Source organism: Pseudomonas sp. B21-019, assembly GCF_024749225.1.
GTDB lineage: Bacteria > Pseudomonadota > Gammaproteobacteria > Pseudomonadales > Pseudomonadaceae > Aquipseudomonas.
The window spans coordinates 3,029,044-3,042,166 of sequence record NZ_CP087193.1 but is presented as its reverse complement, the minus strand read 5'-3'; the positions used below and the strand labels follow the sequence as shown (position 1 = coordinate 3,042,166).

Genomic DNA, 13,123 nt, shown 5'->3' with positions numbered 1-13,123 from the left:
GGCGTTGCGCGCCAAACACCACAGAATCTGAATAAGGACATTTGCCCCACCGTGGCCACTTACTCCCTCGTTATCCGCCGGCTGATGATCTGCTCGCTGACCATCGTCGTCAGTCGCGCCATCACCAGCCCGTTGCTCACGCTGTTCCTGAGCACCAAGCTCGGCCTCAACCAACAGGACGTCGGCCTGCTGCTCGGGATTGCGGTGTTCATCGCCACCCTGCTTGCGCTCTATGGTGGTTACATCATCGATCGCCTCGAAAAGCGTCGGCTGCTGATCCTGGCCATGCTCTCCAGTGCCATCGGCTTCGTGCTGCTGACCTTTGCCGAAAACCTCTACCTGACCACCGCGACCCTGGTGATCACCGAAACCGCCTCGGCGCTGTTTCTGATCGGCTCCAAGGCGATCCTCAGCGAAAACCTGCCCATGGGTCAGCGCGCCAAGGCTTTTTCGCTGCGCTACACCCTGACCAACATCGGCTACGCCACCGGCCCGATGCTCGGTGTGGTGATCGCCGGCGTGTACCCGATTGCCCCGTTCCTGATCGCCGGCGGCATCGCGTTCTTCAGCATTTTCCTGATGAGCGGCATTCCCAAGGACCCGGCCCAGACACCCGCCATCGGCCAGCCCCAAAGCTTTCTCAAAACCCTGGTCACCCTGAAAAACGACCGCACGCTGATCATGTTCACCTGCGGCTGCCTGCTCAGCACCGTGGTCCACGGTCGTTTTACCTTGTACCTGTCGCAATACCTGCTGGTGACCCACGACGCCAAACGAGCGCTGGAAACCATGGCCGCCCTGCTCGCCTGCAACGCCATCAGCGTGATCCTGCTGCAATACCAGATCGGCCGGTTTCTCAAACGCGAACAACTGCGTTACTGGATTGTCGGCGGCAGCAGCCTGTTCATCCTCGGCTTGATCGGTTTCAGCCTGGCCGACGGCCTGGTGAGTTGGTGCATCGCGATGTTCATTTTCACCCTCGGCGAAATGATCATTTACCCGGCCGAATTCCTCTTCGTCGACACCCTGGCCCCGGAAGAACTGCGCGGCAGCTACTATGGCGCGCAGAACCTCGCAGCCCTCGGTGGTGCGCTGAGCCCGGTGATCTGCGGCTTCCTGCTGATGCACACGCCCGCGCCCACCATGTTCTACGCCCTGAGCGCGTTGACGGCGATGGGCGGCTTTCTCTGTTTCATGAGCGGTCGACGCGTCGCGATGCTGCAAAAATAATGCATTGAAGCTGCATTAATATGAATTTGTCAGCATCGGTAATGACCGGCACACTGTGCGCCGTTCCTCCCCCAATAGTTGGAACCACTTCAAGGGCTTTCCGGGTATCCGGACAAGCCTTTTTTTTGCCCTGGTTTTTGTCAAAGGATCGATGTTCGTCATGCTCGCTCACTGGTTGCCCGCCGCCATCAACACCCGCCCCTCCGAATGGAGCCGTGCCGCCATCGGCATGGCCATGGGGACGATGTTCAGTGTCTGGTTGTGCGGCCAGGTGTTCGGCATCGATGTGGCGCTGCATCTGATAGGTCCGTTGGGCGCGTCGGCGGTATTACTGTTCGCCGTGTCCTCGGGTGCGCTGGCCCAGCCGTGGTCGATTCTTGGCGGTTACCTCTGCGCGGGGGTGATCTCGCTGCTGGTCGCTCACGTACTCGGCCGCACCCTCGCCAGCGCCTGCCTGGCGGCGGGCATGGCGCTGATTCTGATGTGCTGGCTGCGTTGCCTGCACCCACCCGCCGGGGCGCTGGCGCTGCTGATGGTGCTGGCAGACCCGGCGACCATCGCCATGGACTGGAAAGCCCTCGGCCCGGTGATGCTCAGCGGCTCGACGATGCTGCTCAGCGCGTTGGCGTACAACAACTTCACGCGCATTCGTTACCCCAAGCGTCCCGCCGAACCGGCACCGCTAATGCCCGCGGCCGACAGCCAGGCGATCACCGCCGAAGATCTGCGACGCGCACTCGCCGACATGGAGGCCTTCTACGACGTCACCCCTGAAGACCTCGAGCAGTTGATTCATGCCAGTGAATTGCATGCCAAGCGGCGCAGTATCGGTGAAGTGCTGAGCAGCAGAGTCTGAAACACTCACATTCTGTGGCGAGGGGGCTTGCCCCCGCTGGGCTGCGAAGCGGCCCCAAAACCTGCTATCGGTTTTCCTTAGTAATACCGAGATCACTGAATCTGCGACTGCTGCGCAGTCGAACGGGGGCAAGCCCCCTCGCCACAAATTCAAGGTCGCTTCAAAAACCGTGTCAGGCCGCCGACTGCTGCCGCGCCGGCACCGCCAGGCTCACTGCGCGCACCGAAGCTCCGGCACTCAAGCCCAATGTCTTCGCCGTCTGCGCATCGACAATCAAGGTGCCAGCAGCGACTCGCGCCGGGGCTGCGGTAATCCGGCATTCGGCAAACTGGCGGTTGTGAATCAGGTACGTCGCTGCGTGTTCTCCGGGGGGGCCGATACTCAGTTGCAACACCTGGCTGTCGCGCACCGCACGGATGTCGCCGGTGGCGCATTCGATCAGCGGCCCGCCATCAAAGATGTCGATGTAATCCCGATGCTCAAAGCCTTCAGCCTTGAGCATGCCCAGCGCCGGTTCGGTGTTGGGATGGACGCGGCCGATGACCGCGCGTGCCGCTTCAGGCAACAGGCAGGTCGGCAGTGGAAACTTGGGCATCAGTTCGGCGATGAAGGTTTTGTTGCCAAGGCCCGTTAGGTAGTCGGCGTCGGCGAAATTCATCTTGAAGAAATGTCGGCCCAAACCTTCCCAGAACGGTGAGACGCCCTCTTCGTCCGAATAACCGCGCATCTCCGCGATTACTTTTTCACCGAAGTGCTGACGGAACTCCGCCAGAAACAGGAAGCGAGCCTTGGACAGCAAGCGGCCATTCAGACCGCTGCGGTGATCGGCGTGCAAAAACAGTGAACACAATTCCGAGTGGCCGGTCATGTCGTTGCCAAGGAACAACGTCGGCAGTTGCTGATTGATCCCGAGGTTTTTCGACGCGGCGACAAACAGGCCCAGTCGATAGTTGTACCAGGGCTCACGCAGGCCGACAGCGCCCGCCAAGGCACAAATACCGACCGCTTGCTGCTGGTCGTTCTCCAGCACAAACAGGTAGTCGGCATCCGCACGTTCTGCCTCGCCGGCGAAGGTTTTCGCCGCCCACTCCAGGCGATGACTCAAGCGCGACGCATCGGCCGGCAACGTGGTCAAACCGGTCCCGGCACTATGAGCCAGGGCCAACAGTGCCGGCAAATCTGCCGGTGTTGCAGGACGGACGATCATCGCACTTGCTCCTGGGCAGCGTTCGGCTGACGTTCAGATTGACGTTTGGATAGAAAGACTTCGGCCAACATGCAGCGAGCGCTACCGCCGCCGATGCGTTCGATGGTGTCGATGTTCACCGGCAGCGGCGTGACGTGGGTTTCGATCAAGCGGCGTTGATCGGCATCCAGCGATTTCCAGGCGGTGCGTGACATCACCAGTAAGGGTTCGCCCGCGGCGTTGTGGACTTCCAGCATGTTGCCGGCGAACGACTCCAGTTGCGCCCAGTCCAGGGCAATCACCTTTTTACCGCTGTCTTCCAGCCGTGAGCGCAGCGCCAGGCGTTCTGCCGGGTTAGTGACAGAGGCCAGGCATGCAATGGCCAGCCGAGTACCGACACTCATCATCACGTTGGTGTGATAAATCGGCACACCCTGGCGGTCCACCGCATTGAAGGCGCACAACTCGTAACCCAAATGGTCGACCAGTTGGTCCAGCGCCCGAGCGTGAGTACGGGTGGAATAGCCGGCGTAACAAATCCGCTGCTCGCGATCCAGCACCATGCTGCCGGTGCCCTCGAGGAACACTTCCTGCTGTTCCAGGCTGGAAAGGTCCAGCATCTGCTCGACCCGGTACTCGTCCCGCAACCAGTCGAGCACGCCTTTGTCACGCTCCAGACGGCGGTTGTGGCCCTGCATCGGGTACAGCACCAACGTGCCGTCGGGATGACTGCTCCACCAATTGTTGGGGAATATCGAATCGGGGGTATGCGGCGCTTCGCGGTCGTTGTGCACCAAGACTTCGACGCCGTGGCTGCGCAGCGCGGCGACGTAGCCATCGAACTCTTGCAAGGCCTTGAGCTGCACGTCCTCGGACACATCGGCCGGGCGCTGGAAACGGTTGTTCGCCGCCGTGTCCTGATTGAACGAGAAACGTGTCGGGCGAATCATCAAAACGGTATTGGTGGTTTGCATGGGCACAGATTCAATGAGGGTTGAGAGGCACTCATTGTCTGTTTCGGCGGCGGAAAAACCCGGTTGTTAAGGGCCGGCGATGTGATGAAAATGGCTGAAAAACGTGGTTGGGTCAGCCGATTCGGCGAGGGCCGAAATCAAAATATCGCAGCCCCAAAATTGCGGTAAACACGGTCCCCGTAGCAGCTGCCGAGCCTGCGAGGCTGCGTTCGGCGGCGAAGCCGTCGTGAAGTCAGGCTATGCGGTGTTTCAGGAGAACCGCGTATACAGGATTTACGACGGCTTCGCCGCCGAACGCAGCCTCGCGGGCTCGGCAGCTGCTACGGGGCTACGGGGTTATTCCATCGTGGTCTTGACCATCGCCAGTTCCGGATGGCTGACCAGCTTATCAATGTGCAATTCCGGGTCGTCGAACCAGACTTCAGTCAGCACCCGGTAATGTTCCATGTCCCGGCAACGCATGCGCAGGCTGTAGTCGAACGCGCCGCTGATCAAGCGGCATTCCAGCACCTGCGGACAACCACGGACCTTGGCCTCAAAAGCCTTTTGCGCCGCCCGCCCGCTCTGGTTCGACAACGCAACCAACACCAGCAACGACAACCCCGGTGTCAGTTTCTTTTCATCGAGAATCGCGCCGTAGCCACGGATAACCCCGAGCTGTTCGAGCTTGCGCACCCGTTCCAGGCACGGCCTGGGCGTCAGGTGCACGCGCTCGGACAGCTTTTGATAAGTGATGCGCCCTTCGTGGCGCAGCACTTCGATGATGGCCTGATCAATACGATCAAGCACAATCGACATATCACGGATATCCGCCATGTACGTCTTGCCTCACTTCAAACGACCCGATAGAAATTGCTGTAACCGTTCACTCTTTGGCTGGTCGAGGATGGTTGCATCACCTTGCTCCTCGACCCGCCCTTGATGCAAGAACAACACCTGGCTGGACACTTGCCGGGCAAAGCCCATTTCGTGGGTCACCATCAACATGGTCCGCCCCTCTTCGGCCAGCGCCTGAATCACCTTCAACACCTCGCCTACCAGCTCCGGATCGAGGGCCGAGGTCGGCTCGTCGAACAACAGAATCTCCGGCTCCACCGCCAATGCCCGGGCAATCGCGACGCGCTGTTGCTGTCCGCCGGACAGGAACGCCGGGTATTGATCGGCCACCCGTTGCGGCAAACCGACCTTGTCCAGATACGCCCGAGCGCTGTCTTCGGCTGCCTTGCGGCTGACACCCAGCACCCGACACGGCGCCAGTATGATGTTTTCCAGTACGGTCAGATGGCTCCACAGATTGAAATGCTGGAACACCATCGCCAGGCGTGTGCGCAGGCGCTGCAACTGCGCCGGGTTGGCGACGCGCATGCCGCCCGCGCCCGGGCGAGTGATGATGCGCTCGCCTTCCAGCACGATGGCGCCTTCGTCCGCCCGCTCCAGAAAGTTGATGCAGCGCAGCATGGTGCTTTTACCCGAGCCGCTGGCGCCGATCATGCTGACCACATCGCCAGCCCGTGCGTTCAACGAGACGCCCTTGAGCACTTCATTGTCACCAAAACGTTTGTACAGATTTTCAACCGTGAGTTTGTACATGCATAAGTCTCCTGCAGCAGCGCCGGCCTCGGCGCTGCTCTGGATGAAAAGAGGAATTAGTGCGCCGGCCCGAGGAAGCTCAACCAACGCTTCTCCGCCAGACGGAACGCGCCGACCAGACCGAACGACAACGCGAGGTACAACAGGCCGGCAATGCCGAAAGCCTGAAAGGTCATGAACGTCGCGGCATTGGCGTCCCGGGCGATTTTGAGAATGTCGGGAATGGTCGCGGTGAACGCCACCGATGTGGCGTGCAACATCAGGATCACTTCGTTGCTGTAATACGGCAGTGCCCGGCGCAAGGCCGACGGCAGGATCAATCGCAAGTACAGGCGCCAGCCACTCAAGCCATAGGCATGGGCCGCCTCGATTTCACCGTAAGGAATGCTCCGAATCGCCCCGGCGAAGATTTCCACGGTGTAGGCACAGGTGTTGAGTGTGAACGCCAGCAACGTGCAATTCATCGCATCGCGAAAGAACGCTTCAAGCAGCGGTTGCGAGCGGACCACGGCGATGCCGTAAATCCCGCTGTAGCAAATCAGCAGCTGGATATACAGCGGCGTGCCGCGAAACACATAGGTGAACAGCTGAACCGGCCAGCGCAGCAGGCCCCAGCGTGAGGTTCGAAGGATCGCCAAGGGCAGCGAGAGGAAGAACCCCATCACGATGCTCGCCACCAGCAGCCACAAGGTCATCGCCAATCCAGTGAGGTTATAACCGTCGCTGAACAGAAAGGGTTTCCAGTATTCGGCAATCAACTCGATCATCGCGCCATCCCCCGCACGCCCTGGTTATAACGCCGTTCGAGCACACGCAATACGTAGTTCGACGCGCTGGTGATCAACAGATACAGCGCCCCTGCCAGCAGCAGGAAATCGAGCATGTTGAAGGTGCTTTTACCGGCTTCCTGAGCCACCTTGACCAGGTCCGACAAACCGATGATCGACACCAGCGCCGTGGCCTTGAGCAGCACCAGCCAGTTATTGCCCAGGCTCGGCAAGGCGAATCGCATCATCTGCGGGAACACCACGAAGCGAAAACGTTGCCAGCGGCTCAGACCAAAGCACGCGGCGGCTTCCTGCTGACCGTTTGGCACGCTGAGGATCGCCCCGCGAAAGGTCTCGGTGAAATACGCGCCGTAAATGAAGCCGAGGGTGACAATGCCGGCTACAAACGGATCGATCTCCATGTAAGGCCAGCCCATGGCCTCGGTCAGGCTGCTCAGCCAGCCTTGCAGGCTGTAGAAAATCAGCAGCATCAGCACCAGGTCCGGCACGCCGCGAATCAGCGTTGTGTAGAAAGTCGCGGGCAGGTTCAACAGCTTCAGCGGCGACAGCTTGGCCGCCGCGCCGAGCAGCCCCAGCGCCATGCTCACCAGCAGTGACAGCGCCGACAATTTGAGGGTGACCCAGGTGCCATGCAGCAACAATGGGCCATAGCCTTGCAGGGCCGAAAGATCGACCCCGATCAGATTCAGGAAGGAGTTCACGCCAGTCACCTGTCTTGAGGCGCCCGCTTGCAAGCGCTGCGCCTGTTACCAGGACGCAGCGTTCGGGGCGCGAGGATCAGTTGTTGTAGAGGTCCAGATCGCCGAAATGCTTCTGCTGGATCTGCGCGTAGATGCCCTTTTCATGCAGGGCCTTGATGGCGGCGTTGAGCATGCCTTTGAGTTCTTCGTTGTCCTTGCGCACGCCGATGGCGATTTCCGATGGCACCAGCGGGTCGCTGATGCCCTCGCTGTTCTTGAAGTCTGCCCCCTGCGGTGATGTCAGGAAGCTCATCTGCGCTTGCAGCTTGTCCTGGATCGAGGCATCAAGACGGCCGTAAACCAGGTCGGCGTAGACCTGATCCTGGTTCTGATAAGCGCGCAACTTCACGCCGCCCGGTGCCAGTTTGGCCTTGGCATAGGTTTCCTGAATCGTGCCCTGCATGTAGCCGATGGTCTTGCCCTGCAGCGATTCGGCGGTGGGTAGCAAGCCAGAGTCCTTGCGGGTGACGATAGCGGTCGGCCCGGCGTACAGGCGATCGGTGAAGTCGATCTGTTTTTTACGTGCGTCGGTCACGGTCATCGACGATTCGATCGCGTCGAACTTGCCCGCCTTGAGCGCCGGAATCAACCCGTCAAAGTCATTGCTGACCCACACACACTTCACTTTCAGCTCGGCGCAGATCGCATTGCCCAGGTCCACGCCGAACCCTTGCACGCCGCCATCAGCGGTGGTGGATTCAAAAGGCGGATAACTGGGGTTAACGCCGAAGCGCAGCTCTTTCCACTCCTTGGCGCTGGCACCGGTGGAGCAGCACAGCAAAGCCAATGCCGGTAAGGTCAGCCATTTGATGTTCATCTTCTAAGGTCCCGGATTATTTGGATTTATCGCGGCTTGGCGCCTGCGCCGCACCACACTTTTTGACAGGGCAGAGAGTCGATGCGGCATTCACCGCAGCCGTATTTGTTGTTGTTTTCAACCGGCTTGGGCCAGTCGTCGGGGTGCAGTCCATTCCAGGCGCTTGATCGCAAGTGCTTGAAATGGACCGTCAGAATGCCAATTGCCAGGACGGCACGGGTGTCGTAAGCCCCTGTCCAGACAGCTCAACTGCGCTGAACGAAGGGCTTTCACAGCCGATCCTGTCGTTGATTGCTGGATGGGGTTAAAGATCAAAAGAAAGATCAAAAGAAAGATCAAAAGATCGCAGCCTTCGGCAGCTCCTACGTTGACCGCGTCCACCGCGATTTTTCGGTATGAACACCGATTGCGTAGGAGCTGCCGCAGGCTGCGATCTTTTGATCTTCCCCTAAGGTAAAAATGCAAACGAGACCTGCACGTATCTAGGTTGTACAGGGCAAATTTGCACTGTTACGATCCTGCATCGCTCGCGCGCGAGCTTCTCTATAAAGAACAATAAAAGCAGGGAGTTAGTGATGACTGCTCAGGTTTCATCCCCGGGGACACCGTCCATGGATGCCACGCAAAACGAAGTGTTGGCCGAGGTTCGCAATCACATCGGTCACCTGACCCTCAACCGCCCCGCCGGCCTCAACGCCATTACCCTGGACATGGTCCGCAGCCTGCAACAGCAACTCGATGCCTGGGCACAGGATCCGCAGGTGCATGCGGTGGTGTTGCGCGGCGCTGGCGAGAAAGCCTTCTGTGCCGGCGGCGATATCCGCTCGCTGTACGACAGCTTCAAAAGCGGCGACACGCTGCACGAAGATTTCTTCGTCGAGGAATACGCCCTCGACCTCACGATCCATCACTACCGCAAACCGGTCCTGGCCTTGATGGACGGCTTTGTCCTGGGCGGCGGCATGGGGCTGGTGCAAGGCGCCGATTTGCGGGTGGTCACCGAGCGTAGCCGTCTGGCGATGCCGGAAGTGGCCATCGGTTATTTCCCGGACGTCGGCGGCAGCTACTTCCTGCCGCGCATTCCCGGTGAGCTGGGCATCTATCTCGGCGTCAGCGGCGTGCAGATCCGCGCTGCCGATGCGCTCTATTGCGGCCTGGCCGATTGGTATCTGGAGAGCGCCAGCCTGGACGAGCTGGACGAACGACTCGACCATCTGGAATGGCACGACACGCCGCTCAAAGACCTGCAAGGCGCGCTGGCGAAACTCGCCGTGCAACAACTGCCGGTCGCCCCGCTCGCGGCACTGCGGCCGGCCATCGACCACTTCTTCGCCTTGCCCGATGTGCCGAGTATGGTGGAACAACTGCGTGCAGTGACCGTCGCCGACAGCCATGAGTGGGCCATGGCCACCGCCGACTTGCTGGAAAGCCGTTCACCGCTGGCCATGGGCGTGACCCTGGAAATGCTGCGGCGCGGTCGGCACCTGAGCCTGGAACAGTGCTTCGCCCTCGAACTGCACCTGGATCGCCAGTGGTTCGAACGTGGCGACCTGATCGAAGGCGTGCGCGCCTTGTTGATCGACAAAGACAAGAACCCGCGCTGGAACCCGCCGACCTTGCAGGCGCTGGACGCCGAGCACGTCGCGAGTTTTTTCACCGGGTTTGACCAGAGCGGGAGCTGAGCCATGCACGATATCGAATTGAGCGAAGAACAAGTGATGATCCGCGACATGGCCCGGGATTTTGCCCGCGGCGAAATCGCGCCCCACGCACAAGCCTGGGAAAAGGCCGGCTGGATCGATGACGGTCTGGTGGCGAAGATGGGGGAACTGGGTCTGCTGGGCATGGTGGTGCCCGAGGAATGGGGCGGCACCTATGTCGACTACGTGGCCTACGCGCTGGCGGTGGAAGAGATTTCCGCCGGTGACGGCGCCACCGGCGCGCTGATGAGCATCCACAACTCCGTGGGCTGCGGGCCGGTGCTGAACTACGGCACCGAAGAACAGAAACAGCAATGGTTGCCGGACCTCGCCAGCGGCCAGGCCATCGGTTGCTTCTGCCTGACCGAACCGCAAGCCGGTTCCGAAGCCCATAACCTGCGTACCCGCGCCGAACTGCGCGACGGCCAGTGGGTGATCAACGGCGCCAAGCAATTCGTCAGCAACGGCAAACGGGCGAAGCTGGCAATCGTTTTCGCCGTGACTGATCCGGAGTTGGGCAAGCGTGGCATCTCGGCATTCCTGGTGCCGACCGAAACAGCGGGGTTCATCGTCGACCGCAGTGAACACAAGATGGGCATCCGCGCTTCCGATACCTGCGCCGTCACCCTGAACAACTGCACCGTCCCTGAAGCCAATTTGCTGGGCGAACGCGGCAAAGGCCTGGCCATCGCCCTCTCCAACCTCGAAGGCGGCCGCATCGGCATCGCTGCGCAAGCCCTGGGCATCGCCCGTGCGGCGTTCGAAGCGGCGCTGGCTTACGCGCGCGATAGGGTGCAGTTCGACAAGCCGATCATCGAACACCAGAGCATCGCCAATATGCTGGCCGACATGCAGACCCGACTGAACGCCGCGCGCCTGTTGATCCTGCACGCCGCGCGCTTGCGCAGTGCCGGCAAGCCGTGCCTGTCGGAGGCTTCACAGGCCAAGCTGTTTGCTTCGGAGATCGCGGAAAAGGTCTGCTCGTCGGCGATCCAGATTCATGGCGGGTATGGGTATCTGGAGGATTACCCGGTGGAGCGTTACTACCGGGATGCGCGGATCACGCAAATTTATGAAGGGTCGAGCGAAATACAGCGAATGGTGATTGCCCGGGAACTGAAGAACTACCTGGTCTAAAAGCAAAAGATCGCAGCCTTCGGCAGCTCCTACAGGGTTTTGTGTACGCCTGTAGGAGCTGCCGAAGGCTCGGGCCGCGTTCGGACGATCTTTTTAGGTCAATGGATTACTTACCCTGGAATTCGGCCTCACGCTTGGCAATAAACGCCGCCATCCCTTCTTTCTGATCCTGCGTGGCAAACGCCGCATGGAATACCCGGCGTTCAAAACGCACGCCTTCCGACAGGCTGACTTCAAAGGCGCGGTTGACGCTTTCCTTGATCATCATCGCAATCGGCAGTGATTTCTTCGCAATCAGCGCCGCGACTTTCAGCGCTTCGTCCACCAGATCATCCGCCGGCACGATGCGCGCCACGATCCCGCAACGCTCGGCTTCCACCGCATCGATCAAGCGCCCGCTCAAGCACATTTCCATGGCCTTGGCCTTGCCCACGGCGCGGGTCAAGCGCTGGGTGCCGCCCATGCCCGGCAATACGCCGAGGTTGATTTCCGGTTGGCCGAATTTTGCATTGTCGCCGGCCAGGATGAAGTCGCACATCAGCGCCAGTTCACAGCCACCGCCCAAGGCGAAACCGTTGACCGCGGCAATGATCGGCTTGCGGCGGTTAGCCACGCGATCGCTGTCGCTGAACAGGTCGTCGAGGTAGATCTGCGGGTAGGTCAGCTCGGCCATTTCCTTGATGTCGGCACCGGCCGCGAAGGCTTTTTTCGAGCCGGTCAGCACGATGCAACCGATGTTCGAATCAGCTTCCAGGCCATCGAGGGCGTGGTTCACTTCGCTGACGAGTTGGGCATTCAACGCGTTCAAGGCTTGCGGACGGTTGAGGGTGATCAGGCCGACACGGCCGTGGGTTTCCAGCAAAATCGTTTCGTAGTTCATAGGGGGATTCCTTCTCAAAGATTGCGCGAAATGACCATGCGCTGAATGTCGCTGGTGCCTTCGTAGATCTGGCACACCCGCACGTCGCGGTAGATCCGCTCCAGCGGGAAATCGTTCAGGTAACCGTAACCGCCAAGGGTTTGCAACGCAGAGGAACAAACCTTTTCGGCCATTTCCGAGGCGAACAGCTTGGCCATCGACGCTTCGACCAGCGCCGGTTTGCCGCTGTCGCGCAACGCCGCCGCGTAATGCACCATCTGCCGGGCCACGGCGATCTGGGTCGCCATGTCGGCCAGGCGGAACGCTACCGCCTGGTGCTCGATGATCGGCTTGCCGAAGCTCTCGCGTTCACGGGCGTAGTCGCGGGCCGCTTCGAACGCAGCGCGGGCCATGCCCACCGATTGCGAGGCGATACCGACACGGCCGCCTTCGAGGTTGGCCAAGGCGATCTTGTAGCCTTCGCCCTCCTCACCCAGTCGATTGGCCACCGGCACTTTCACATCCTCGAAGAGGATCTGGCAGGTATCAGAGGCGTGCTGGCCGAGCTTGTCTTCGACCCGCGCGACTTTATAGCCCGGCGAATCGGTGGGCACGATCAGCGCGGTGATCCCGCGTTTGCCGGCACTCGGGTCAGTCACCGCAAACACAATCACCACCCCGGCGTTTTGCCCGGAAGTGATGAACTGCTTGCAGCCGTTGAGCACGTAGTGATCGCCTTCCAGCCGGGCACGGGTTTTCAGGCTGCTGGCATCGGAACCGGCTTGCGGTTCGGTCAGCGCAAACGCACCGAGCATCGCGCCGCCAGCCAGCGGTTTGAGGAAACGTTCTTTCTGATCGTCGTTGCCGAACTTGAGGATCGGCACGCAACCCACCGAGTTGTGCACGCTCATGATGGTCGAGCAGGCGCCATCGCCGGCAGCGATTTCTTCCAGGGCCATGGCGTAAGCCAGGTATCCGGTGTCACAACCGCCCCACTGCTCCGGCACCAGCATGCCGAAGAAGCCCAGGTCAGCCATCTCGCTGATGGCTTCCTTGGGGAAGCGATGTTCGCGGTCCCATTCGGCGGCGAACGGTTTCAGCCGTTCCTGGGCAAACTGCCGGGCCGCGTCGCTGATCTGCAGTTGTTCGTCGTTGGGGATCATGCCAATTCCTTAAAAATACAGTTGCCCTTGTAGGAGCTGTCGAGTGCAACGAGGCTGCGATCTTCTGATCTTGATCTTTAAAA

At 60.4% G+C, this 13,123-nt stretch carries 13 protein-coding genes; 4 read left to right on the top strand and 9 right to left on the bottom strand.

The window, feature by feature from the left end; translation table 11 throughout:
- The first annotated feature begins 51 nt into the window (after positions 1–51).
- The gene (locus tag LOY36_RS13665) at positions 52–1,230 is read left to right on the top strand and encodes an MFS transporter (protein ID WP_258674026.1); all 1,179 of its coding nucleotides are present in this window, start codon (positions 52–54) and stop codon (positions 1,228–1,230) included.
- 160 nt (positions 1,231–1,390) lie between these two features.
- Positions 1,391–2,086, top strand: coding sequence for an HPP family protein (locus LOY36_RS13660; RefSeq protein ID WP_026345868.1), 696 nt, complete (start codon positions 1,391–1,393; stop codon positions 2,084–2,086).
- A 172-nt stretch (positions 2,087–2,258) separates the two neighbouring features.
- Here the strand turns inward: LOY36_RS13660 and astA are convergent, their stop codons facing one another.
- From astA to LOY36_RS13625, 7 genes are all read right to left on the bottom strand, one after another.
- On the bottom strand, positions 2,259–3,293 hold the full coding sequence (astA, locus tag LOY36_RS13655) for an arginine N-succinyltransferase (protein WP_258674025.1): 1,035 nt from the start codon (positions 3,291–3,293) through the stop codon (positions 2,259–2,261).
- A complete protein-coding gene (gene ctlX / locus LOY36_RS13650; RefSeq protein ID WP_258674024.1) occupies positions 3,290–4,246 on the bottom strand; it encodes a citrulline utilization hydrolase CtlX in 957 nt (318 codons plus the stop codon). The genes astA and ctlX overlap by 4 nt, the downstream gene beginning before the upstream one ends.
- A 336-nt stretch (positions 4,247–4,582) precedes the next feature.
- Positions 4,583–5,062, bottom strand: a complete 480-nt coding sequence (locus LOY36_RS13645) for an Lrp/AsnC family transcriptional regulator (protein ID WP_007939680.1) — start codon at positions 5,060–5,062, stop codon at positions 4,583–4,585.
- Positions 5,063–5,074: 12 nt separating this feature from the next.
- Entirely contained in the window at positions 5,075–5,836 is a 762-nt protein-coding gene (locus LOY36_RS13640; protein WP_007939681.1) for an ABC transporter ATP-binding protein, read from the bottom strand.
- A 56-nt stretch (positions 5,837–5,892) separates the two neighbouring features.
- Positions 5,893–6,603 carry an ABC transporter permease gene (locus tag LOY36_RS13635; protein WP_258674023.1) on the bottom strand — a complete coding sequence of 237 codons (711 nt, stop codon included), beginning with the start codon at positions 6,601–6,603 and terminating at the stop codon, positions 5,893–5,895.
- Entirely contained in the window at positions 6,600–7,325 is a 726-nt protein-coding gene (locus LOY36_RS13630) for an ABC transporter permease (protein ID WP_019649665.1), read from the bottom strand. Before LOY36_RS13630 ends, LOY36_RS13635 begins: the two co-directional genes overlap by 4 nt.
- Before the next feature lie 76 nt (positions 7,326–7,401).
- Positions 7,402–8,181 (bottom strand): transporter substrate-binding domain-containing protein, encoded by a 780-nt coding sequence (locus tag LOY36_RS13625; protein WP_007939684.1) that lies wholly within the window; start codon positions 8,179–8,181, stop codon positions 7,402–7,404.
- A 575-nt stretch (positions 8,182–8,756) separates the two neighbouring features.
- Here LOY36_RS13625 and LOY36_RS13620 point away from each other — a divergent pair.
- A complete protein-coding gene (locus tag LOY36_RS13620; RefSeq protein WP_258674021.1) occupies positions 8,757–9,863 on the top strand; it encodes an enoyl-CoA hydratase/isomerase family protein in 1,107 nt (368 codons plus the stop codon).
- Between the two features lie 3 nt (positions 9,864–9,866).
- Entirely contained in the window at positions 9,867–11,018 is a 1,152-nt protein-coding gene (locus LOY36_RS13615) for an acyl-CoA dehydrogenase family protein (protein ID WP_258674020.1), read from the top strand.
- A gap of 106 nt (positions 11,019–11,124) precedes the next feature.
- Here the strand turns inward: LOY36_RS13615 and LOY36_RS13610 are convergent, their stop codons facing one another.
- Entirely contained in the window at positions 11,125–11,898 is a 774-nt protein-coding gene (locus tag LOY36_RS13610; RefSeq protein WP_258674019.1) for an enoyl-CoA hydratase, read from the bottom strand.
- A 14-nt stretch (positions 11,899–11,912) separates the two neighbouring features.
- Positions 11,913–13,040: an acyl-CoA dehydrogenase gene (locus LOY36_RS13605; protein WP_019649660.1), complete on the bottom strand. Its 1,128-nt coding sequence runs from the start codon at positions 13,038–13,040 to the stop codon at positions 11,913–11,915.
- Positions 13,041–13,123: the final 83 nt, after the last annotated feature.